Raw genomic sequence first — 21,790 nt, 5'->3', positions numbered from 1 at the left:
CCCGGACGGCGAACGGGGGTCACTCGCCCCGGTAGACGGCCGGGCGTTTCTCCCGGAACGCGCGGGCGCCCTCCTCGGCGTCCGCCGAGCCGATCAACGGCCAGCCGATCGCGTTCGCGACCTTGAGCGCCTCCGCCTCGGGCAGGCCGATCGTCTCCCGGTGGGCGCGCAGGATCGCCTGTACGGCGAGCGGTCCGCAGGCGGCGATCTGGGCCGCGACCTCCAGTGCGACCTCCAGCGCCCGGCCGTCCGGCACGATCCGGTTGACCAGGCCCATGGCCAGCGCCTCCGCGGCGGTGACCGCCCGGCCGGTGAGCAGGATGTCCACGCGAACGCGTGGGTGAGCACGCCGGCCCGCACGCCGCGACCGCAAGGCCGACGTGATCATCTCCGGCGGGACCAACATCTACCCCGCCGAGATCGAGAACGAGATCATGATCCATCCCAAGGTCGCCGACGTGGCCGTCTTCGGCGTCCCGGACGAGGAGTGGGGCGAGCAGATCAAGGCCGTGGTCGAGCCCGCCCCCGGCGCCGTCCCCGGCCCGGAGCTGGCACAGGAGATCATCGGCTCGCTGCGCGGCAGGCTGGCCACGATGAAGTGGCCGCGGTCGATCGACTTCATCGACGAGATGCCCAGGGAGCCCAACGGCAAGCTGCTCAAACGCAAGCTGCGCGAGCCGTACTGGAAGGGGCGCGACCGTGCCATCTGAGCTGGGCGCCGAGCACACGCTGGAGTTCCCCGGCGGCTACACCCGCAGCACCGGGCCGGTGATCGGCCGGTTCCTCACCGAGCTGCGCGAGCGCCGGATCGTGGGGGTGCGCACGGCGGGCGGCCGGGTGCTGGTGCCGCCGCTGGAGTACGACCCGGCGACCGGCGACCCGGTGACCGGCGACCCGGCGAACGGCGACCCGGTGACCGGCGACCCGGCGAACGGCGACCCGGTGACCGGCGACCCGGCGAACGGCGACCCGGCGAACGGCGAACGGCGAATACGTCGAGGTCGGGCCAGCGGGTACGGTGCGGGCCTGGGCCTGGGTGTCCTCGCCGCGTCCGGGGCACCCGTTCGACCGGCCGTTCGCCTGGGCGCTGATCCTGCTGGACGGCGCGGACACCGCGCTGGTGCACGCGGTGGACGCGGGCGCCGCCGAGGCCGTGCGCGCGGGGCTGCGGGTGCGCCCCCGGTGGCGGGCCGCCAGGTCGGGCCGGTGGTCACCGGCATCCCCGACGAGCGCTGGGGGAGCACGGTCGCCGCCGTCGTCGAGCCGCGCCCCGGCGCCGAGCCCACCGCACGGGAGCTGGACGCGCACTGCCGGGCGCGGCTGTCCGGCTTCAAGGTGCCGCGCGTCTACGCGTTCGTGGCCGAGGTGGTCCGCTCGCCCGCGGGGAAGGCGGACTACCGGTGGGCGAGGAGGGTCGCCGAGGCGGCGGCGCGGTCCTGACCGCCGCCGTCCGCCGCGGAGGCGACCAGGGCGGACAGCAGGGCGGCGGTGCCCGGCGGGTCGGGCGGTTCGCCGTAGACGACCGCGAGGACCTGCCGGGTCGAGCCGGGCAGCTCGGCGCTGGTCACGGCCGGATGCCGGTGCGCGGCCAGCGCCAGGCCGGGCAGCACGGTGACGCCCATGCCGGCCGCCACCATCGCCTGCACCGCCACGTAGTCGTCGGTGGTGAACGCGATGTCCGGCTCGAAGCCCGACGCCGCGCACAGGTCGAGCAGGTGGCTGCGGCACCGGTCGCAGCCCGCGATCCAGCGCCCCGCCGCGTGCCCGGCCAGGTCGCCCGGGGGCACGCCGGACGGGGTGACCAGGTGGCTCGGGTCGTCGAGGAGCGGGATCGCCCGGGTGCCGTTCTCCTCCGGGGCGGTGTCGTCGTAGCGGAAGATGACCGCCACGTCCACGTAGCCGGCGCGGAGCATGCGCAGCGCCTCGGGCGGCTCGGCCTCGGAGAGCTGGAGCGCGAGCCCCGGGTGCTCCGCGGCCAGCCGTACGGCGGCGCCGGGCACGAAGGTGCCGAAGGCGGAGGGGAAGGCGGCCAGCCGTACCCGGCCCGAGCGCAGGCCGACGTGGGTGGCCAGCTCGTGCTCGGCGGCGTCGAGGCGGCCGAGGATCTCCTTGGCCCGCTCGGCGAGCAGCCGTCCCGCCTCGGTGAGCCGGATGCCGCGCCCCGCCCGCTGGACCAGCTTGGCCCCCGTCTCGGCCTCCAGCCTGGCCAGGTGGTGGCTGACGGAGGGCTGCGAATAGTGCAGCTCGCGGGCCGCCGCGGTCACCGACCGGGTCCTGGCCACCGCTTCGAGGACGCGAAGCCGCACGACATCGAGCATGTATCAACCATATCTATGAGAAGTCCCCAATATAGTAATTGGACCTGATGGAACCGCAGGCGCGACCCTGGAGGCATGGAAACCACGACGCTTACCCGGCCTGGACTCGCCGAACTGGTGACCGGCATCCGCGCACTGGTGGAGCGCCGCCTGCCGGCCAGGGAGACCGCCTACGCGGTGGCCGACCTGTTCCGCGCCGCCCCGCTCACCGCCGGCATCCTCACCGACGCGGAGCGGCTCGGCAGCCCCGACGGATACGTCTCGCACGTCCTGCACGCCGAGGACGACTTCTCCCTCGCCGCCGTGGTGTGGCGTCCCGGCCAGGAGACCGTGATCCACGACCACGTGGCCTGGTGCTCGTTCGCGGTGATCAGCGGCATCGAGTACGAGACGCTGTACCGGGTCGACGGCGGGCGCCTGGTGGAGATCGGCCGCTCCGCCAACCGTCCCGGCGACGCCAGCGGCTTCGCCCCGCCCGGCGACATCCACAAGGTCAGGAACACCAGCGACGAGATCGGCGTCTCCCTGCACGCCTACGGCGCCAACCTGGACGTCCTCGGCTCCAGCGTCCGCCGCGCCTACGACCTTCCGGTCGGCTGACCCTCAGACCGGGCCGGCGCTCAGCAGGAAGATCGCCGGCCCGTGCGCGAGGACGCCGCGGGGTACCGCCACGGCCGGGTCGTGAGTGGGAGGGGCGCCCGGCCACGGCTTGGTCGCCGGGCGCGCTCGTGGTTCCGCCGGTCGTCGCAGGTGGTCGATCTCCCGCGGGTCAGAAGGCGGCGGCGAGCTCCTGGAGGAAGAGGGCCTCGGTGGTGATGGTGCGGCGCAGCTCCTCCAGGTCGAGGCGCTCGTTGGGGGCGTGGATGGCGGCGGCGTCGTCCTCCGCGCCGAAGAGCAGGATCTCGGCGGCGGGGAACTGCTTCACCAGGGTGGAGACCAGCGGGATCGAGCCGCCGGCGCCGATGTCGCGGGGGGCGCGGCCGTAGGCGCGCTCCATGGCGCGGTTCAGGGCGGCGCGGGCGGTGCCGCCGGGGTCGGCGAGGAAGCCGCTGCCGAGCACGACGTCCTCGACGCCGACGTGCACGCCCCACGGGGCCACCTGGCGGAGGAAGTCGATGACCGCCTCGACCGTGGTCTTGGGGTCACCGCCCGGAGGCACCCGGACGCTGACCCGGGCCCGGGCCCTGGGCTGCACGGCGTTGACCGCGCCGGCCACGGACGGGACGTCGAGGCCGGTGACCGTGATCGCGTAGGAGGACCAGAGCCGGTCGGCGACGGTGCCGGCGCCGACGAGGGAGACGCCGTCGAGGACGCCCGCCGACGCGCGGAACTCCTCCTCCGACGGGCCGGCGCCGAGGAAGGAGCCGCGCGGCAGGCCGGGCACCCGGATGTCGCCGTGCTCGTCGTGCAGGGCGGTGAGCATGCGCATCAGCGCGGCGAGCGCGTCCGGGGCCGCGCCGCCGAACTGGCCGCTGTGCAGCGCCTCCGCCAGGGTGCGCACCTCGACGGTGAAGGCGGCCATGCCACGCAGCGAGGTGGTCACCGACGGGTCGCCGAGGCGCGCGTTGCCGGTGTCGGCGACGACGATCGCGTCCGCGCGGACCAGCTCGGGATTGCGCTCGACGAACGCCTCCAGCCGCTCGCCCGCGTACTCCTCCTGGCCCTCGATGATCACCTTGATGCCCACCGGGAAGCGGCCCTGGAAGGCGCGCAGCGCGGCCACGTGCGCGATCACGCCCGACTTGTCGTCCGCGGCGCCCCGGCCGTAGAGCCGCCCGTCGATCAGGGTGGGCTCGAACGGCGGGGTGCGCCACAGGCGCAGGTCGCCGGGGGGCTGGACGTCGTAGTGCGCGTAGAGCAGGACGGTCGGCGCGCCGGGGGGCGCGGGGGCCGCGGCGTAGACGGCGGGGAAGCTGCCCTCGATCGGGAGCTGCTGCACGTGCGGCAGGCCAGTGCTGCGCAGGAGCTCCTCGGTCACCGCGGCGGCGGCGAGCACCGGCTCGGAGGGATGACCGGGGAAGGCCACCGAAGGCAGGGCGACGAGCCGTCTGAGGTCTTCCACGGCCTGGGGCATCGCCGCCGCGACGGCACCCTCGATCTGGTCAGGAGTCACGCTTTCCCCCGCATCTCATGCATCGGTTCATTGGATCACAGCCGGGCGGGAGTCCTCTGCCGCACCGTTTGGGCGAAAAGGCTACCTTGTCGCATTGGGCGCTGAATCGCCCTTCGATTTTCGTCGCCGTTACATGGCGGTATCACGGAATCCGAAGATCTTGCACTCTGCTGCCACGCTTTCACTTGGCAGTCGCCGAGGTGGGCGGGCAGACTGTGAAGAACCGGACGACGAGGGAAGATGCCGAGATGACCCACCCGGACAACACCGACGTGGCCGCGGTCCTGAAGGCCGCTCAGGACAACCTATGGCTGCACTTCACGCGGCACGGCGCCTACGCCGGCGGCGAGGTGCCGACGATCGTGCGCGGTGAGGGCGCCTACATCTACGACATCCACGGCAAGCGGTACCTCGACGGGCTCGCCGGGCTGTTCGTGGTCCAGGCGGGACACGGCCGCAGCGAGCTGGCCGAGGCCGCCGCCAAGCAGGCCCAGGAACTGGCCTTCTTCCCGCTGTGGTCGTACGCCCACCCCAAGGCGGCCGAGCTCGCCCAGCGACTTGCCGCCCTGACCCCGGGGGACCTCAACCGCGTCTTCTTCACCACCGGTGGCGGCGAGGCCGTCGAGACGGCGTGGAAGCTCGCCAAGCAGTACTACAAGGCCGTCGGCAAGCCCGGCAAGCACAAGGTGATCAGCCGCCAGATCGCCTACCACGGCACTCCGCAGGGCGCGCTGTCGATCACCGGCATCCCGGCGTTCAAGCTGCCCTTCGAGCCGCTGGTGCCGGGCTCGGTCCGGGTGCCCAACACCAACTACTACCGAGCCGACGAGATCAGCGGCGTGCCCGGGATGACGCCCGAGCAGTACGGCCGCTGGGCCGCCGACCGGGTGGCCCGCGCCATCGAGATGGAGGGCCCCGACAGCGTGGCCGCCGTCTTCGTCGAACCGGTGCAGAACGCCGGCGGCTGCTTCCCGCCGCCCCCCGGATACTTCCAGCGGCTGCGCGAGATCTGCGACACCTACGACGTGCTTCTCGTCTCCGACGAGGTCATCTGCGCCTTCGGCCGCCTGGGCACCATGTTCGGCGGGCAGAAGTTCGACTACGTCCCGGACATCATCACCTGCGCGAAGGGGCTGACCAGCGGCTATTCGCCGATCGGGGCCATGATCGCCAAGGAGGAGCTGTTCGAGCCGTTCAAGCGGGACGGCGTGATGTTCCCGCACGGCTACACCTTCGGCGGCCACCCGGTCTCCGCCGCGGTCGCGCTGGCCAACCTGGACATCTTCGAAGGCGAGGACCTGCTCGGCCACGTCACGCGGAACGAGCCGGTCTTCCGTGCGACCCTGGAGCGGCTGCTCGATCTGCCGATTGTCGGAGACGTTCGCGGGTCGGGGTACTTTTGGGGTATCGAGCTGGTCAAGGACAAGACGACCAAGGCCACGTTCGACGAAGGCGAGAGTGAGCGCCTGCTGCGCGGCTTCCTGTCCCACGCTCTCTTCGAGGCGGGGCTCTACTGCCGGGCCGACGACCGGGGTGACCCGGTCATCCAACTCGCGCCTCCGCTGATCTGCGGGCCCAAGGAGTTCGACGAGATCGAGTCGATCCTGCGGTCGGTCCTCACGGAGGCGTGGAACCGTCTGTGACCCCCCACGAACACCATGGCGTCCGGTCCGCCCGACGGGGTGCGGGCCGCGACCTGCGAGGAAGGGAAAACTCATGAAGATCGGCGTGCCCGCCGAGGTCAAGAACCACGAATATCGCGTAGCCGCCACTCCCGCGGGCGTGCACGAGCTCACCAGGCACGGCCACGAGGTCTACGTGCAGCGCGGCGCGGGACTCGGGTCGCACATCCCGGACGAGGAGTACCTGTTCGCCGGGGCCAAGATGGTGGACGGCGCGGACGAGGTGTGGGCCGAGGGCGAGATGGTCCTCAAGGTCAAGGAGCCCATCGCCGAGGAGTATTCGCGGATGCGTGAGGGCCAGGTGCTCTTCACGTACCTGCACCTCGCGGCGTCCCGCCCGTGCACCGACGCGCTGCTCGGGAACAAGGTCACCGGCATCGCCTACGAGACCGTGCAGGTCGGCGGCACGCTGCCGCTGCTCGCCCCGATGTCGGAGGTCGCGGGCCGGCTCGCGCCGCAGGTGGGCGCCTACAACCTGATGCGGTTCAACGGCGGGCGCGGCGTGCTGCCCGGCGGCGTGCCGGGCGTCGCCCCGGCCAAGATTCTGATCATCGGCGGCGGCGTATCCGGGCTCAACGCGGCGCAGATCGCCGTCGGCATGGGCGCCGAGGTGACGATCCTGGACGTCAACGTCGACCGCCTGCGCCACATCGACGCGATCTACCAGGGCCGGCTGAAGACCGCCGTGTCCACCGCGTACGCGATCGAGCGGGAGGCCCTGGAGGCCGACCTGGTCATCGGCGCCGTGCTCATCCCCGGGGCCAAGGCGCCGACCCTCATCTCCAACGAGCTGGTGTCGCGGATGAAGCCGGGCTCCGTGCTCGTGGACATCGCCATCGACCAGGGCGGCTGCTTCGAGGACTCGCGGCCCACCACGCACGCGGACCCGACCTTCCGGGTACACGAGTCGATCTTCTACTGCGTGGCCAACATGCCCGGCTCCGTGGCGAACACCTCCACCTACGCCCTGACCAACGCCACCCTGCCCTACGCGGTGCGGCTGGCCGAGCACGGCTGGCGGGACGCCCTGCGGGCCGACCCCGCGCTCGCCCTCGGCCTCAACACCCACGCGGGCAGCCTCACCAACGAGCCGGTCGCGGTCGCCCACGGCCTGCCGCTGCTCCCGGTGGCCGACGTCCTCGCCTGAGGAGACCGCGCTAGCGGACGCTTTCCGCGGGGGTGAGACGGGCACGCAGCTCGCGGGCCGTGCCCAGGACCAGCCCGGTCTCGGCCGGGCTCGGCCATGGCGCGTTCCCCGGGCGCAGCAGCGTCGCGCGGACCTGGCCGAGGTGCTCGACCGCGCTCCGGTGCACCCCGCTGCGCTCGGTGAGCCAGCCCACCACGTCGGAATGGTCGAGCAGCGGCCGGGTCACCAGATCCCAGGTGCTGAGGATCTCCACCAGGGCGTGCACGTCGAGGGTCACCCCGCCGCGCCGACCGGCCGCGGTGACCGCCAGCTCGGCACGCGCGGCCAGCTCCGGCTCGGGGACCCGGTCCAGGGTGGCCGGGGGCGGCGTGGCCAGCCAGCGCTCGCCCTCCTCGGGGTAGCCGGTGATCGACAGCAGCGCGCCCAGCTCCAGCGCGGCGCGATGGTGGCCGCGCCGCGCCGCCTGCCGGAACCAGTGCTGGCCGCCGCGCAGGTCGCCCTCCTCGGCGATCAGCAGCAACGCGAAGTTGAACGCCGACTCCGGGTCGCCGCCCGCCGCGGCGCGCCCGAACCAGTGGCTGGCCGCGGCCGAGTCGTTCAGCTCCACGCAGACGAATCCGGCCATCCGCTGGTCGCCCACCCGCCCGGCCTCGGCCGCCCGCTCGAACCAGGCGCGGGCCGTGCGCAGGTCGCGCCGGGACAGCGCGATCGTGCCGAGCTGGGACGCGGCGGCCGGATGCTCGCTGGTGGCGGCCAGCCGGTAGAACGCCTCGGCGCCCTCGGGATCGCGGCCCGCCTGGAGGAACAGGCCCAGGTGGTAGGCCGCGTCGGCGTGCCCGCCCCGCGCGCCGAACTCCCACCAGTGCAGCGTCTCCTCCTCCTCGCCCGCCGCGTAGGCGAGGAAGCCCAGGTCGTGCGCGGAGCACAGGTCGCCGTCGAGCGCGGCCCTGCGGTGCCAGTCGCGGGCGCTCTGCGCCTCGCCGGAGTCCTCGCAGAGCAGCGCCAGCCGCCTGGCCGCCGGCCGGGACCCGTCGTACGCCGCGCGCTCGAACCACCAGCGGGCGGTGTCCGCGTCGCCGCGCTGCTCCAGCAGCAGGGTGGCGAGGTTCATCGCGGCCTCCATGTCGCCGAGGCCGGCGGCCAGCTCGTACCAGGAGAGCGACTCGTCCAGGCTGCCGTGCTTCTCGTGCCAGACGCCCAGGTTGTAGGCGCTGTCCACGTTTCCCGCCGCGGCGGCCTGCTCCCACCAGTGGCGCGCGGCCGAACGGTCGCCGCGCTGGGCGTGCAGCCGCCCGAGCCGGTGCGCCGCCTGCCGGTCGCCGGCCTGCGCCGCGGCGAACAGCGCCGCCTCGCCGTCGTCGTCAGCGGCGGCGCCCGAGACGTGGGCGCCCAGGTCGTCCGCGAGCAGGTCGCCGTCGCGGGGCGGGGGCACGGCGTGATCCAGTACGGCCGTCTCCAGGTTGCCCTGCCACCACCCCATGTGAGCCTCCACCGTCCCTGTCCTGGCTTGTAAGCGTACGACTGCGGAGCGTAGTGACAGGAGGTCAACGGGAAATCGGAGACGACGAGCCCGTGGGTCCGGGCTTGCTTGAACTTGAGAAACCGGGCGAACATCCCAGAGTGCGCTTAGGGGAGCGCGACCGCCCGTGTCCACGGTGACACGCCGAGTATCGCACCTCGATGGCCCGCGCGGGGCAAAATCAGCTCCATCCGGGTCTGACCAGCCCGGATTCGTAGGCGATCACGACGAGCTGGGCCCGGTCCCGGGCGCGCAGCTTCATCATCGTGCGGCTCACGTGCGTCTTGGCGGTGGCGGGGGACATGAAGAGCCGCTGCGCGATCTCCTCGTTGGTCATCCCGGCCCCGACCAGGGCGAGGACCTCGCGTTCCCGGTCGGTGAGCTGGTCCAGCTCGGCCGGGTGGCGTGGCTCCTTGGCCCGCGCGGCGAACTCCGCGATCAGGCGGCGGGTGACTCCGGGGGACAGCAGCGCGTCGCCCGCCGCCACCACCCGCACCGCCTGGATCAGCTCGGCCGGCTCGGTGTCCTTCACCAGGAAGCCCCCGGCGCCGCCGCGCAGCGCCTCGAAGACGTACTCGTCCAGCTCGAACGTCGTCAGGATGATGATCTTCACATCGCGCAGGGCGGGGTCCGCGCCGATCTGCCGGGTCGCGGTCAGGCCGTCGGTGCCGGGCATCCTGATGTCCATCAGGACCACATCCGGCCGGTGCTCCCCGGCCAGCCGTACGGCCTGCGCCCCGTCGGCGGCCTCGGCCACCACGGTCATGCCCTCCTGGGCGTCGAGCAGGGCGCGGAACCCCGCCCTGACCAGCGCCTGGTCGTCGGCGAGCAGCAGCCGGATCACGTGTCCTCCTCGGGGACGGGGAGCCGGGCCTCCACGGTGAAGCCCCGGCCGTGCGGCCCGGCGGTCAGGGTGCCGCCGAGGGCGGCGGCGCGCTCGCGCATGCCGGGGACGCCGTTCCCGCCGCCCGCGTCGGCCAGCGCGCCCGGCGTCTGGGAGCCCTCGTCGGTGACCCGGATGAGCAGCCGGCCGGGACGCCGCTCCAGCAGCAGGGAGACGGCCGCGCCCGGCGCGTGCCGGGTGACGTTGGTCAGGCTCTCCTGGATGATCCGGTAGGCGGCGCGCTCGACCCCGGGCGGGAGCGTGCCCATGTCGCCGTCGACGCGCTTGGTCACCTCCAGGCCGCTGCGGGCGACCAGCTCGTCCAGCCGGTCCAGGCCGGCGGTGGGCGAGCGGGGGGCGCCCTCGCGCAGCACGTTCAGCACCGAGCGCATCTCGCCGAGCACGTCCTTGCTGGCCTGCTTGATGGTGGTCAGGGCGGTGCGGGCCTGCTCGGGGTGGTCGTTCATCAGGTGCAGCGCGGTGGACGCCTGCACGTGGATGAGGGAGATGTTGTGCGCGAGCACGTCGTGCAGTTCCTGGGCCATGGTCAGCCGCTCCTCGCTGGCCTGCCTGCGCTCCTCCTCCCGGGCCGTGCGCCGCCGCTCCGCCGCCCGGTCCCGCCGCACCTTGGCGATCTCGGAGAGGGTCAGCACGACCAGGATGAAGGCGCCGACCGACAGGTGGTGGTACCAGCCGGGCGACTCCACCGGGGCCAGCCAGGTCGTGTATACGACGACGAACGCGAAGAACGCCCCGCAGCTCAGCCAGGCGGCCCGGCGGTGTCCGCATCCGACGGCCAGGAAGACCATCACGATCGGGCTGGGGAACGGCGGGCCGTACGCGTAGCCGAGCAGGATGTAGAGCGCGGCGGCGGCCACCGAGCCGGCCATCGCCGGCACGGGCGCGCGGCGGCGCACGGCGAGCAGCAGCGGCCCCACGAGCAGCAGGGCGCCGCCGAGGAGGTCGGGCGGGAGGCGGTCCTGCTGCCAGTGCGGCGCGCCCTTGGCGATGAGCAGCTGGAGCGCGGCCACCACCACGGCGGGGAGCAGATCGGACCTCAGGCGCACATCACGCACGGTATGTCACGGTGCGCGGCCGGCGCATCGTCCCGTGGTGGCAGGTGTCTCTACCGCGCCGGGAGTAGGGGACAGCCGTGGGGGAAGATGCGTTCTGTGCTGGGTGGTCCGGATGGTGTTGAGTCGGTCGATCATTTGGGTAAAGCTGGGGTGTTTCGCAGGCCGCCATGGAGGGTCGTTCGATGACCGCACGCGTCGCCTTACCAGCTTTGGGCATCACTCTTGTCATCGGTTTGCTCGCCCCGCCGGCGCAGGCCACCCCCGCCGTGGACAAAGTCCCGGTAGCGGAGGGGTACGGCGGCGCCGTGTCCACCGTCGATCTCGACGCCAGCAAGGTCGCGATCTCGGTGTTGCGCCGCGGGGGCAACGCGATGGACGCCGCGGTCGCCGCCGCCGCCACGCTCGGCGTGACCGAGCCCTACTCCGCCGGGCTCGCCGGAGGCGGGTTCATCGTCTACTACGACGCCGGCCGGCGGAAGGTGTACACGATCGACGGCCGGGAGAAGGCCCCCGGGAGGATGACGGAGACCGCCTTCCAGGAGAACGGGCAGCCGATCCCGTTCGAGGAGGCGGTGACCAGCGGGCTGTCGGCGGGCGTGCCGGGCAGCGTCGCCCAATGGGAGCTGGCGCTGCGCAGGTTCGGCACCACCAGCCTGCGCGAGGCGCTCGCGCCGGCGGCCGAGGTCGCGTCCAGGGGCTTCGTGGTGGACCAGACGTTCTACGACCAGACCGCGTCCAACGCCGCGCGCTTCAAGGACTTCACCTCCACCGCCGCCCTCTACCTCCCCGGCGGCGCGCCGCCCCCGGTCGGCTCCACCTTCCGCAACCCCGACCTCGCCCGCACCTACCGCGAGCTGGGCAGCCGCGGCCCCTCCTGGCTGTACGGCGGGCAGCTCGGCAAGGAGCTGGTGCAGACGGTGAAGCGTCCCCCGGTCGTCCCGGGCGTCACCCGCAATGTCCGGCCGGGTCTGATGGAGGTCTCCGACCTGCGCGACTACCGGGCGCTGGAACGCACTCCGACGAAGGTCGGTTACCAGGGCCTGGACGTCTACGGCATGGCCCCGCCCTCCTCCGGCGGTTCGACCGTGGGCGAGGCGCTCAACATCCTGGAGGCGCTGCCGGAGGCCGGGCTGCCGCAGTACCTCGACGCGTCCAGGCTCGCCTTCGCCGACCGCAACAGGTACGTCGGCGACGACGACCACGTGGACGTGCCGCTCAAGCAGCTTCTGTCCGACGGCTTCGCCAAGGAGCGGGCCTGCCTGATCGGCGACCGCGCGCTGCCGCACCCCGCCGCCCCCGGCACGCCGGACGGCCGGTACGAGCGGTGCCCGGCCCCGGGCGCCGCGAGCGAGCCGGCGCCGAAGGAGGAGGGGCCGGAGACCACGCACCTCGTCGTGACCGACCGGTGGGGCAACGTCGTGGCCTACAACATCACCATCGAGTCCACCGGCGGGAACGGCATCGTCGTCCCGGGCCGCGGGTTCCTGCTGAACAACGAGCTGACCGACTTCACCTTCGGCCCCGCGCCCGGCGACCCGAACCTGCCCGCCCCCGGCAAGCGCCCGCGTTCCTCCATGGCCCCGACGATCGTCTTCGACGACGGGCGGCCGGTGCTCGCGGTCGGATCCCCCGGCGGCGCCACGATCATCACCACCGTGCTGCAGATCCTGCTCAACCGCTACGACCTCGGCATGTCGCTGCCCGAGGCGCTCGCCGCGCCGCGGGCCAGCCAGCGCAACACCGCGACCACCCAGGCCGAGCCCGCCTTCATCGAAGCCAACGGGCCCGGCCTCACCGCCAGGGGCTACGCGTTCACCCCGACGCCGGAGATCGGCGCCGCGACCGCCCTGGAGTTCCTGCGCGGCGGCAAGGTCCAGGCGGTGGCCGAGCCGGTACGGCGGGGCGGCGGCAGCGCGCTGGTGGTGTCGCCGGTCAGAAGATGAGCTCGTAGTCCGCGGGCCGCGCCCTGCGGGTGCGGGTCCGGTACTCGAAGGTGAAGCCGGGCCACAGGCTGCGGTTGCGGCCGTGCTCGTCGAGGTACCAGCTGTCGCAGCCGCCCGCCGACCAGACCCGCCGCGTGAGGCGGGTCTGGAGGCGCCGGTTGTAGGCGCGCTGGACGCCGGGGCGCACGTCCAGCGCCCTGGCCCCGGTCCTCGCCAGGAGGCGCAGGCAGCCGAGCACATAGTGCGCCTGCGCCTCGATCATGAGGAGCACCGACGTGTGGCCCAGGCCGGTGTTCGGGCCGAGCAGGAAGAACAGGTTGGGGAACCCGGCCGTGGTGACGCCCAGGTAAGCCTCGGCGCCGCCACGCCAGGCGTCCCTGAGGTCGCGGCCGGCCCTGCCGACCACGTGCTGGTTCCTGAACGCGTCCACGACCCGGAAACCGGTGCCGTAGACGATCGCGTCCACCTCGTGCCGGCGGCCGGTCGCGTCCACGACGGCGTGCCCGGTGATCTCGGTGATCCGGTCGGTGACCAGTTCGACGTTGCCGCGGGTCAGGGCGGGGTAGTAGTCGTCGGCCAGCAGGATGCGCTTGCAGCCGATGGTGTATTCGGGCGTGAGCCTGGCCCGCAGCTCCGGGTCCGGCACCTGCCGGGCCAGGTGCCGGCGGGCGAGCTCCTCCTGGCGCCGCATCAGCCGCGGGTGCACCGTGAAGCCGAGCGCACGGGCCTCCAGCGCCCAGTAGATCGCGGTCCGCAGCGCCCGGCCCGCGGGCGGGAACGCGCGCAGCGTCCGGCGCAGCCGCGGGGGCAGCGCCAGGTCGGGCTTGGGGTGGATCCACTGCGGAGTGCGCTGGAAGACGCGCAACTCGGCCGCCTGCTCGGCGATCCTGGGCACGAACTGCACGGCGGAGGCGCCGGTGCCGATGACCGCGACCCGCCTGCCGGTCAGGTCACAGGAATGGTCCCACTCGGCCGAGTGAAAGGCCGGCCCGGCAAACTTCTCCTTTCCCGGAATATCGGGAAATGAGGGGATGTGTAGGGCGCCTCGGGCGGAGATCACGGCGTTGGTCTCCAGGCGGTCCCCGTCCGCCGTGGTCACCTGCCAGCGGCGGGCGGCGTCGTCGAAGTCGAGGGCGGTGACCTCTTTGCCGAACCGCAGGTGCGGGGCGAGGCCGTACCTGGCCACGCAGCGGCGCATGTAGTCCCAGATCTCCGGTTGCGGGGAGAACAGCCGGGACCAGTCCGGGTTCGGCTCGAAGGAGAAGGAGTAGAGGGGGGAGGGGACGTCGCAGGCGCATCCGGGGTAGGTGTTGTCCCGCCAGGTGCCGCCCTGGTCGGCGGCCTTCTCCAGGATGACGAAGTCGTGGAAGCCGGCTTCCTTGAGCTTGATCGCCATGCACAGGCCGGCGAAGCCGGCGCCGATGATGATGATCCCGGGACCGTCCACATCGCCTCCTTGTGGGACTTGTCGCCCAAGGTAAGACATGGCGGGGTATGCCGGAATGCCGGCCCCGATCAGGGTCACACCGACCGGTCGGTATGTCAAGGTGAACACCGAAAGCGCCGACGCCCGCGGGCTTCGGCGCTGAAGTGCGTGGTGCGGAGGCGGGTCGCCGGTACGCCGGAGGCGCCGGCCGCCTCCGGGGTCAGGCCAGGAGCAGGTAGGCCCCCACGGCCACGATGACGACCAGGATCACGGCCGCGGTGATCGGGAGGACGTAGGACGGCCGCTGCTTGGCGGTCTCCTGCTCGTTCTGCTGAGCGAAGGCCCGGAACTGCTGGGTGCTGCCGGACGGATCGATATGCGGTTCAGACATGACGACGACTCTAACGACTGGCCCAAGGTCCCCGACACCTGTTTGTCCTATTTAAAGGCGGATGGGTATGGGCGGTCGAGGACGGGACCGGCGGCGGGTACGGATAGCGTGTAGCCATGCTGCGGACCGTTTTCCTGCCCCGGATGGTGGCGCTCCACCTGCTGACCATCGGGGTCCTGGTCTCCTTCACCCTGCTGGGCCGCTGGCAGCTCGGGGTGTTCGAGGATTCGGGCCGTCCGCAGGCGGCGCGGGATCCCGCGCCGGTGCCGGTCGCCACGCTGGCCGGCTCGGGACGGCAGATCACCGTCGACGCCGCGAGCCGCCGGGTGACCGCCCAGGGCACCTTCGACGCGTCCCGGCAACTGCTCGTGGCCGGCCGCGACGACGGTTTCTGGCTGCTCAACCCGCTCGACCTCGGCGACGGCACCGCCGTACCCGTGGTGCGCGGGTGGGTGCCCGCGACCTCCGACCCCGCCGTGCGGGCCGTGCCGCCGGGCCCGGTCACCGTGGCCGGGCGGCTGCAGCCCTCCGAGCCCACCGACATGGTGCAGCGCCGCCCGCAGGAGCTTCCCCGGGGGCAGGTGCTGACCGTCTCGACGGCGGAGCTCGTCAACATCTGGCCGGGCGTCCGGCTGCGCGACGGCTATGTGGTGGCCAGCGCCCAGAACCCGGCTCCCGCCGTCGCCGCCAAGGCGGTCACCGTGCCGCCGCCCACCGTGGGAGGCGCCCTGACCTGGCGCAACCTGGCCTACGCCGCCCAGTGGTGGATCTTCGCGCTCTTCGCCGTCTTCATGTGGTGGCACTTCCTGCGTGACGCGATCAGGAGCCGCGAGGCGGAGGCGGAGCAGGAGCCGCCGCAGGCCCCGGATAACGTAGCCCTGTCCCCATCCCACACGAGGTAGAAGACGTGGAATCCGCCCTCAAGCCCTTCCGGGTGCTCGCTTACATCGTCGGCGTCATGCTGCTGCTGCTCGTCACGGGCATGGTGCTGAAATACGGTTTCGACATCGCCGGGCCGGTTTCGGTCATCTCACCGATCCACGGCTTCCTCTACATGGTCTATCTGGTCGCCGCGCTCAACCTCGGCCTCAAGTCGCGCTGGACCTGGCCCTACACCCTGGGCGTGCTGCTCGCTGGCACCGTGCCCTTCCTGTCGTTCGTGATCGAGCGCAAGGTGACGAGCCGGGTCCACGAGCAGATCTCCGCGGCGGCCACCGCCTGAGACCACCGCCTGAGCCACCGTTTGGGGCCACCGCCTGGGGCCACCGCCGGACCGTGCGAGGCGGGCCTCCGGCGGGGGCCGGGGGCCGGGCTCAGCGGCCGATGCCGCGGCGGCGGACCCGCTTGAGCCGCTCGCGCTGCGACTGGTCGAGCATGAAGTAGGCGGCCACCGGCGCGCCCAGCGCCGCGACCACGATCAGCCAGTCGATCGGCGACGGGATCAGGATGAGGGCGATGACGGCCACCACGGCCGCGCCGACGTAATACTTGCCCAGAGGCGACATGGTCCGGCCTTTCGTCCTGCGGAGCACGCGCCCCGCCCTGCCATTCTGCGTCGCCGGGAGAACGCGCGAGCGGGTGCGCGGGGTTCCCTCGGCGTGTCTTCCGCGGCGCGGGCCGGTGACCGGCGTGTCCTCCGCGTGGCGCGGGCCGATAAGCGGCGTGTCCTCCGCGCGGCGCGGGCCGCTAACGCCGTCTGAGCGCGTCGAGGATGTACCCCGCCGCCGTGTGCGCGCCGTCGCGAGCGAAGTCGCCGGGATCCTCGGTGCCGCCGCGCTTGTACTGCGCGGCCACGATGACGTTGGCGACGCGCACGACGATCCCCACGCTGTATTCGAGCTCGTTGGTCCCCTCGACGAGATACGCCTCATCCCCGAGTCCCGGCAGGTCACCGGGTGTGACGGTGTTGATGAAGGGCAGCCCGTTCACGCTGGCCCTGGGGCTGGAATCCTGCCTGCGGAAGTCCGCGAAGGAGGCGCGCGCGACCTGGTCCGCCGTGGCCCCGCCCTCCTTGGCGAAGCGGAACACCTGGAGGTAGAGCGAGTAGCGCAGATTGGCCGGGACACCGGCGAAGTCCGCGCTGCTCCATATGCACTCGTTCTTGTCGGCCAGGGGACGCTCTTCGAGTTCCAGCCGGCTCGCCTGCGCCGGCGTGAGCAGCGCGCACGCGTCCGGACGCCGGGCGAAGTACGTCGGCAACGGGGCGGGTTTCCCGCCGGGAGCGGACGCGGTCCCCGCAGGAGCGGCCACCGGCGCGCCCGACGGTCTCAGCAGGACGACCCCCGCCGCCGCCGCGACCGCCAGGACGACCGCCGCCGCGCCCGCGACCAGCGCGATCCTGCCGCGTCCGCGCCGGGGCCGTTCCCCGGGCGGCACGAGCCGTTCCAGTGCCACGCGCACCGAGCGCGCGTCGGGGCGGTGCGCGGGGTCGTCGGCGAGCATCCCGGCCAGCAGCGGCGCGAGCGGCCCCGACGGGGTGCGGGGCTCCAGCGGGTCGCCCAGCGGGATGCCGCCCATGGTGACGGGCGAGGCGTCCCGCCCCGGCGCCTGCCCCTCGGCGGCGATGTGCAGGAGCGTGCCCAGGCCAAGCACGTCCTCGGCCGGGATGTCCCCGCCGGAACGGGCCCGCCCCGGGGCCGCCTGCCCTGGGGCCGCCTGTCCCGGGGCCGCCTGTCCCGGGGCCGCCTGTCCCGGGGCCGCCTGTCCCGGGGCCGCCTGTCCCGGGGCCGCCTGTCCCGGGGCCGCCTGTCCCGGAAAGCCGCCGGGGGACGGTGTGCCGGCAGGGCCGGGGAGGCCGAAGCCGGTGAGGACGACCCTGCCGTCGTGGCCCAGGATCACGTGGTCGGGCGTGAGGGCGGTATGCGGCACGCCCTGGGCGCGGGCCGCCGACAGCGCCTCCAGCACGCGCAGCCCGATCGAGGCCACCTGTTCGGCCGGCAACGGCCCCCGCATGCGCAGCACCTGGCTCAGGGACCGGCCCTCGACCATCTCCTGCACCAGCCAGACCCGGTCCGGCGCGGCGACCACGTCGTGGGTGACGGCGACGGCCGGGTGGCGCAGCGCGGCGACGGCCCTGATCAGGTGCACGACCTGGTCCTGGTACGGGCCGGGCGGCGGCAGCCGTACCTCGGTGACGGTCACCTCGCGGTGCAGCACCTCGTCGCGGGCGCGCCACCCGCCGCCCGCGCGGTCGAGCCGGGCGAGCAGCCGGTACCGGCCGCCGAGGAGGTGGGCGTCTCCGGCGGCTGGACGGGGGTCAGTCACGGCTGTTGAGCTCCTCCGAGACCAGGCGGGCGGCTTTGAGGGCGTTCTGCCGGATCCGCGGGGTGAGCCGCCGGCCGGGTTCGGCGTAGTAGACCTCGACCAGGAGGTTGCTCGACCGGAAGGTGATCGTGGTGGACGCGTTCTCCAGCACCTTGTTGGTGGAGTCGTAGGAGAAGGAGTCCTTGCCGACGCCGGTGACGTTCTGCAGCGGGCGGACCGTGCCCACCAGGCCGGTGCCCGCGTCGGCCTGGGTGGTGCTCCGGGCCGAGAGCAGGAACTCCTGGGCGACCTCGGGCCCCGACCGCCGGCCGGCCGGGTCGAACCGGTTGATCTCCAGCCGCACCTGCCGGTCGTCGCCCCAGACGCAGGACTTCTCGTCGGTGCCGGTGCCGGTGCCGGCAGCCGCCCCCGGCACGAGGCTCCTGACCTGCCCGATCGTGAGCAGCTCGCACGGGGCCGGCGCGGTGGGGAAGCGGCCCGCGGCGGGCGCCGCCGCACTCGGCGCGGGGCGCGGGGCCGGATCCGGTTGCCGGCCGCCCAGCAGGACGAACGCGCCCGCCGCCACGCCCACGACGGCGACCGCGCCCAGCGCCAGGGCCGGCACGGGCACCCGCCGGCGGTCCGGCCGGCCCACCGGCTCCGTCGCCACGGGCGGGGCGGGCGGCGCCGGCGGCATGCCCCTGGACACCTGCTGGAGCGCCGCGCGCAGCTCGGCGACCCCCGGGCGGTCCCTGGGGTTCTTCTCCAGCATGGCCAGCAGCACCGGCCCGAGATACCCGGCCCGCTGCGGCGGCGGCGCCGGCTGGGTGAGCACGGCGCCGAGGATGGCGACCGGCATCGGCCGGTGGAAGGGCGCCCTGCCCTCCACGGCGGTGTAGAGGGTCGCGCCCAGCGACCACAGATCGGCGGCTGGGCCGTCCTCCGTGCCGCGCAGCCGTTCCGGCGCGATGTAACCCGGCGAGCCGACCAGCCCCTCGGACGTCAGCGCGGGGTCGTCCTCCATGGTGGCGATGCCGAAGTCGGTCAGCAGCACGGTGCCGTCGTGGGCGATCATGATGTTCGCCGGCTTGACGTCGCGGTGCATGATGCCGTGCCGGTGCGCCAGGACGAGCGCGTCGAGCACCGCCAGGCCGATCATGGCGACCCGGGACGGCGGCAGCGGGCCGTCCTGCTTGACCGCCTGGTCCAGCGAACGGCCGCGTACCAGGTCCATGACGATCCACGGCCGGTCGTCCTGGGCGACGACGTCGTGCACGGCGACGATGCCGGGGTGGCCCAGCCGGGCGGCGGCCCGCGCCTCGCGCATGGTGCGCTCGCGCATCTCCTCGCGCTGCGCCTGCGGCAGGTGCGGCGACAGCCGTACCTCCTTGACGGCCACCTCGCGGTGCAGCATCTCGTCGTGGGCCCGCCACACCACGCCCATGCCGCCCTCGCCGAGGCGTTCCACGGCGCGGTAGCGGCCCGCGAGCAGCGGCATGGCGCGAGGGTCAGTCACGGGACTTCAGCGCCTCCAGCACGGTCCGGGCCGCCTTCTCGGCGCCGGCGGCCAGCTCGCCGTCCGGGTCGCCCTTCGCCTGGCCGCGCTCGTACTCCACCTCGGCCACCAGGTTGCTCACCCGCATGACCAGGACGACCTTGGTGGAGCCGCCGTAGAGGTTGATCGAGCTGGTCTCCGCGTAGGAGAACGACTCGTCGCCGAGGCCGTTCAGCGGCTTGGGCGACGGCTTCGGCGTGGAGAACTTCTGGGCCGCGTCGGACTTCCTGCCGGAGAAGTACTGCTTCGCCTTGGTGATCTCCTTGCCGGTGCGCGGGAACGACGTGATCCGCAGCCGCAGGTCGAACTTGCGGGCGTTGGGCGCGCGGTAGTCGCTGGTCAGCCAGTTGCACTCGGCGGGCTCGACCTCGGAGGTCTTCAGGGTGGGCACCAGTTCGGCGGCGACGGCGTCGCCGAGCAGGCTGCACGCGCGCGGCGTCTTGGCGAACCTGCCCTGCTCCTTCGCGCCCGGCGTCGGCGTGGGGCTCACCTCCGCGCCGGTGGCCGCCGCCTCGCGGAACATCGGGGCCGCGAGCACGCCGATGGCCACCGCCATCGCCACGCCCAGCGCCGCCGCGAGCGCCACCACGGAACGCGGCACGACCACCCCGCGCCGCGGCGGCTCGTCCCTGCCCCGCCCGCGCCCCCTGCTTCCGCCCCGCCCGCGCCCGCCGCCGCCCGGCTCCGTCGCCGGCTGCGTCGCCGGCTGCGGGAGGCCCGCCGCGGGCGGCTCGAACCGTCCGTGCGGCGTCGTGGGGTCCTCGGTGGCGGGCCCCTGATAGCCCACCCCGCCATACGCCCGCTCCGCCCCGTACGCCTGCTCCGCCCCGGGCATCCGCTCCGCCCCGGGCGGTCGCTCCGCGAGAGGTTCCGCTGCTCCCGGCGTGCGCTCGAACGCTGCTGCCGGGGTCCCCCCGAGCGCTGCTGCCGGGGTCCCCCCGAGCGCTGCTCCCGGCGCCCCGGGCGGAGTTTCGCCGGGCGCTCCCGACGGTGCTCCCGTGACCGCTTCCGCCGGTGTCCCCGCCGGTGTCCCCGCCGGTGTCCCCGTCGGCGTTCCCGCCGGTGTTCCCGCCGCGTGGGCGGGGCCGTCGTACGCCGGTGCCTCCGGTCCCTGTCCGGTGGCCGGCGGGGTGCTCGCGGGCAGCCGTCCCTCGGCCGCCGGTCCGCCGGGGAAGCCGTTCGCGGGGGGCTGCACCGCGCGCACGGTCGCGGGGAAGGGCGTGTCGTCGTCGTCCTCGTGGCCCAGGGTGGGCGGGACGGGGGCGGTGTCGGCGGGCGGGCGTCCCGAGCCCAGGGGGTCGTCCAGGACGCTGTCCCGGTGTCCCGGCGTGAGAGGCGCTCCCAGCGGCCCGTCCAGGGGGTCGGCGCCGGACGGGGTGAAGGGGGCGTCACGGGGTTCGGCGCCGTACGGCGAGCCGATCACCGGGGCGGCGTAGAGGTCGTCGTCGAACCCGCCGGCCCGCGTCGCGCCGTCCCGCGCCTCCTGACCGCGCGGCGGCGCGTACGGCGAGTCGTACGGGCCGTCCTGGACCAGGGTGCGCGGCGCGTACGGCGACTCGGCGGGGGAGCTGTACGGCGGCGCGTCCCGGTATCCCGAGCCGAACGGGGCGTCCCGGTGCTCCGTGCCGAACGGGGCGTACGGCTGGTACGGCTGGTCCGCGCCCGGCGGGTACGGCGGGGCGTCCTGGGCGGGGTACGACGGGGCGCCCGGTGGGAAGGGCGGGTGAGGGCTGCCCGGAGGCGGCGGGGTCTGGGCGGCGGGATACGGCGTCCAGGGCGACGACGACGGCGACCACTGCCCGGAACCCGGAGCCGGGAACGCGGCCTCCGAGCCCGGCTTCACCGGAGGAGCGGACGCCGCCAGCGGCAGGATGGGCCCAGGCACCGCCCCAGGCATCGCCCCAGGCACCGAGCCCGGCATCGACCCCGGCGGCGGGCCGCCGGTGGACGCGGAGCCGCCGCCGGGGGGCAGCGGGGCGCCGGACAGGGGAGGACCGCCTGGGCCGGGCGACGTGGGGAGCGGGCCGTAGCCGGGGCCGGGCGGGTGGCCGGGGGGCGGGGCGGCACGCCAGACGATCTCCTGGAGCTGCGTCCACAGCGTCCCCGGGTCGGGACGCCGGGCGGGGTCGCCGGACAGCAGCCGCTCCAGTACCGGGCCCAGCGGCCCCGCCTGGACGGGGTGCGCGCCGGGCGTGGGCGGATACCCCTCCACCGCGGTGAACAGGGTGGCGCCCAGCGCCCACAGGCCGGAGGCCGGGCCGGACATGCCCTCCGGCGGGGTGAACGCGGCGACCGGCGCCGAGTGCCGGGGGACGGGGACGAGGGAGACCCCGCCGTCCGGTCTCAGCATCACCGTGTCCGGTCGTACCTCGTGCCGGTAACCGGAGCCGCGCTCGCGCATCTCGGCCAGCAGGCCGAGGCCGATGCCCGCCACCTGCTGCGGCGGCAGCGGCCCCGACCGGCCGATGATCTGCTCAAGAGAGGTGGTCTGCAT

Annotated in this window: 18 protein-coding genes and 3 pseudogenes; 9 read left to right on the top strand and 12 right to left on the bottom strand. The window is 73.8% G+C overall.

The annotated features are described in order from the left end of the window. Positions 1-19 precede the first annotated feature (19 nt). Positions 20-328, bottom strand: a pseudogene (locus tag QSK26_RS01955) (enoyl-CoA hydratase-related protein); the annotation flags it as partial. A gap of 37 nt (positions 329-365) precedes the next feature. On the opposite strand from QSK26_RS01955, the pseudogene QSK26_RS01950 reads away from it, so the two are divergent. The 3 genes and pseudogenes from QSK26_RS01950 to QSK26_RS01940 all read left to right on the top strand — a co-directional run. Next, a pseudogene (locus tag QSK26_RS01950) lies at positions 366-710 on the top strand (AMP-binding enzyme); the annotation flags it as partial. Positions 711-1,018: 308 nt separating this feature from the next. Then, positions 1,019-1,129 (top strand): annotated as a pseudogene (locus tag QSK26_RS42065) (DNA-binding protein); the annotation flags it as partial. Between the two features lie 53 nt (positions 1,130-1,182). Then, the gene (locus QSK26_RS01940) at positions 1,183-1,440 is read left to right on the top strand and encodes an AMP-binding enzyme (protein WP_502888663.1); all 258 of its coding nucleotides are present in this window, start codon (positions 1,183-1,185) and stop codon (positions 1,438-1,440) included. On the opposite strand, the gene QSK26_RS01935 is transcribed toward QSK26_RS01940, so the two are convergent. Further along, positions 1,395-2,318, bottom strand: coding sequence for a LysR family transcriptional regulator (locus QSK26_RS01935; RefSeq protein WP_285773172.1), 924 nt, complete (start codon positions 2,316-2,318; stop codon positions 1,395-1,397). The genes QSK26_RS01940 and QSK26_RS01935 overlap by 46 nt on opposite strands. 75 nt (positions 2,319-2,393) lie before the next feature. Here QSK26_RS01935 and QSK26_RS01930 point away from each other — a divergent pair, with 75 nt between their 5' ends. Further along, positions 2,394-2,918: a cysteine dioxygenase family protein gene (locus QSK26_RS01930; RefSeq protein ID WP_285773171.1), complete on the top strand. Its 525-nt coding sequence runs from the start codon at positions 2,394-2,396 to the stop codon at positions 2,916-2,918. Positions 2,919-3,087: 169 nt separating this feature from the next. Here QSK26_RS01930 and QSK26_RS01925 read toward each other — a convergent pair whose 3' ends face one another. Then, positions 3,088-4,431: a M20/M25/M40 family metallo-hydrolase gene (locus tag QSK26_RS01925; RefSeq protein WP_285773170.1), complete on the bottom strand. Its 1,344-nt coding sequence runs from the start codon at positions 4,429-4,431 to the stop codon at positions 3,088-3,090. A gap of 248 nt (positions 4,432-4,679) precedes the next feature. Here QSK26_RS01925 and QSK26_RS01920 point away from each other — a divergent pair, with 248 nt between their 5' ends. Together QSK26_RS01920 and ald are read left to right on the top strand one after the other, a co-directional pair. Next, positions 4,680-6,074: an aspartate aminotransferase family protein gene (locus QSK26_RS01920; RefSeq protein WP_285773169.1), complete on the top strand. Its 1,395-nt coding sequence runs from the start codon at positions 4,680-4,682 to the stop codon at positions 6,072-6,074. Positions 6,075-6,147: 73 nt separating this feature from the next. Beyond that, a complete protein-coding gene (gene ald / locus QSK26_RS01915) occupies positions 6,148-7,260 on the top strand; it encodes an alanine dehydrogenase (protein ID WP_285773168.1) in 1,113 nt (370 codons plus the stop codon). Positions 7,261-7,270: 10 nt separating this feature from the next. On the opposite strand, the gene QSK26_RS01910 is transcribed toward ald, so the two are convergent. The 3 genes from QSK26_RS01910 to QSK26_RS01900 form a co-directional block, all read right to left on the bottom strand. Beyond that, positions 7,271-8,740 carry a tetratricopeptide repeat protein gene (locus QSK26_RS01910; protein ID WP_285773167.1) on the bottom strand — a complete coding sequence of 490 codons (1,470 nt, stop codon included), beginning with the start codon at positions 8,738-8,740 and terminating at the stop codon, positions 7,271-7,273. Positions 8,741-8,960: 220 nt separating this feature from the next. Further along, positions 8,961-9,623 carry a response regulator gene (locus QSK26_RS01905; RefSeq protein ID WP_285773166.1) on the bottom strand — a complete coding sequence of 221 codons (663 nt, stop codon included), beginning with the start codon at positions 9,621-9,623 and terminating at the stop codon, positions 8,961-8,963. Then, positions 9,620-10,729, bottom strand: a complete 1,110-nt coding sequence (locus QSK26_RS01900; protein ID WP_285773165.1) for a sensor histidine kinase — start codon at positions 10,727-10,729, stop codon at positions 9,620-9,622. The genes QSK26_RS01905 and QSK26_RS01900 overlap by 4 nt, the downstream gene beginning before the upstream one ends. 191 nt (positions 10,730-10,920) lie before the next feature. On the opposite strand from QSK26_RS01900, the gene ggt reads away from it, so the two are divergent. Beyond that, positions 10,921-12,681 (top strand): gamma-glutamyltransferase, encoded by a 1,761-nt coding sequence (ggt, locus tag QSK26_RS01895; RefSeq protein ID WP_285773164.1) that lies wholly within the window; start codon positions 10,921-10,923, stop codon positions 12,679-12,681. On the opposite strand, the gene QSK26_RS01890 is transcribed toward ggt, so the two are convergent. Together QSK26_RS01890 and QSK26_RS01885 are read right to left on the bottom strand one after the other, a co-directional pair. After that, positions 12,671-14,128, bottom strand: coding sequence for a flavin-containing monooxygenase (locus QSK26_RS01890; protein WP_285773163.1), 1,458 nt, complete (start codon positions 14,126-14,128; stop codon positions 12,671-12,673). The two genes, ggt and QSK26_RS01890, sit on opposite strands and share 11 nt — an antisense overlap. A 199-nt stretch (positions 14,129-14,327) precedes the next feature. Continuing rightward, positions 14,328-14,498 (bottom strand): hypothetical protein, encoded by a 171-nt coding sequence (locus QSK26_RS01885; RefSeq protein WP_285773162.1) that lies wholly within the window; start codon positions 14,496-14,498, stop codon positions 14,328-14,330. Positions 14,499-14,614: 116 nt separating this feature from the next. On the opposite strand from QSK26_RS01885, the gene QSK26_RS01880 reads away from it, so the two are divergent. Next, positions 14,615-15,400: an SURF1 family protein gene (locus QSK26_RS01880; RefSeq protein WP_285773161.1), complete on the top strand. Its 786-nt coding sequence runs from the start codon at positions 14,615-14,617 to the stop codon at positions 15,398-15,400. Positions 15,401-15,405: 5 nt separating this feature from the next. Beyond that, positions 15,406-15,720, top strand: coding sequence for a DUF3817 domain-containing protein (locus QSK26_RS01875; RefSeq protein WP_285773160.1), 315 nt, complete (start codon positions 15,406-15,408; stop codon positions 15,718-15,720). Between the two features lie 91 nt (positions 15,721-15,811). On the opposite strand, the gene QSK26_RS01870 is transcribed toward QSK26_RS01875, so the two are convergent. The 4 genes from QSK26_RS01870 to QSK26_RS01855 form a co-directional block, all read right to left on the bottom strand. After that, complete coding sequence (locus QSK26_RS01870; RefSeq protein WP_285773159.1) at positions 15,812-16,003, bottom strand: tail-anchor membrane protein; 192 nt, start codon at positions 16,001-16,003, stop codon at positions 15,812-15,814. 181 nt (positions 16,004-16,184) lie between these two features. Continuing rightward, complete coding sequence (locus QSK26_RS01865; protein WP_285773158.1) at positions 16,185-17,762, bottom strand: protein kinase domain-containing protein; 1,578 nt, start codon at positions 17,760-17,762, stop codon at positions 16,185-16,187. Then, positions 17,755-19,257 carry a serine/threonine-protein kinase gene (locus QSK26_RS01860; RefSeq protein ID WP_285773157.1) on the bottom strand — a complete coding sequence of 501 codons (1,503 nt, stop codon included), beginning with the start codon at positions 19,255-19,257 and terminating at the stop codon, positions 17,755-17,757. Before QSK26_RS01860 ends, QSK26_RS01865 begins: the two co-directional genes overlap by 8 nt. Beyond that, a complete protein-coding gene (locus QSK26_RS01855) occupies positions 19,250-21,790 on the bottom strand; it encodes a serine/threonine-protein kinase (protein WP_285773156.1) in 2,541 nt (846 codons plus the stop codon). Before QSK26_RS01855 ends, QSK26_RS01860 begins: the two co-directional genes overlap by 8 nt.

Source organism: Microtetraspora sp. NBRC 13810 (assembly GCF_030268685.1).
Taxonomy (GTDB): Bacteria; Actinomycetota; Actinomycetes; order Streptosporangiales; family Streptosporangiaceae; genus BSRQ01.
The sequence above is the reverse complement of the archived record's forward strand: the minus strand, read 5'-3'. Positions and strand labels throughout refer to the sequence as shown.

Coding starts and splice junctions, on each gene's coding strand:
- QSK26_RS01855 (WP_285773156.1), bottom strand. CDS start 21,790: ATGCAGACCACCTCTCTTGAGCAGATCATCGGCCGGTCGGGGCCGCTG.
- QSK26_RS01910 (WP_285773167.1), bottom strand. CDS start 8,740: ATGGGGTGGTGGCAGGGCAACCTGGAGACGGCCGTACTGGATCACGCC.
- ald (WP_285773168.1), top strand. CDS start 6,148: ATGAAGATCGGCGTGCCCGCCGAGGTCAAGAACCACGAATATCGCGTA.
- QSK26_RS01870 (WP_285773159.1), bottom strand. CDS start 16,003: ATGTCGCCTCTGGGCAAGTATTACGTCGGCGCGGCCGTGGTGGCCGTC.
- QSK26_RS01920 (WP_285773169.1), top strand. CDS start 4,680: ATGACCCACCCGGACAACACCGACGTGGCCGCGGTCCTGAAGGCCGCT.
- QSK26_RS01930 (WP_285773171.1), top strand. CDS start 2,394: ATGGAAACCACGACGCTTACCCGGCCTGGACTCGCCGAACTGGTGACC.
- QSK26_RS01885 (WP_285773162.1), bottom strand. CDS start 14,498: ATGTCTGAACCGCATATCGATCCGTCCGGCAGCACCCAGCAGTTCCGG.
- ggt (WP_285773164.1), top strand. CDS start 10,921: ATGACCGCACGCGTCGCCTTACCAGCTTTGGGCATCACTCTTGTCATC.
- QSK26_RS01935 (WP_285773172.1), bottom strand. CDS start 2,318: ATGCTCGATGTCGTGCGGCTTCGCGTCCTCGAAGCGGTGGCCAGGACC.
- QSK26_RS01880 (WP_285773161.1), top strand. CDS start 14,615: ATGCTGCGGACCGTTTTCCTGCCCCGGATGGTGGCGCTCCACCTGCTG.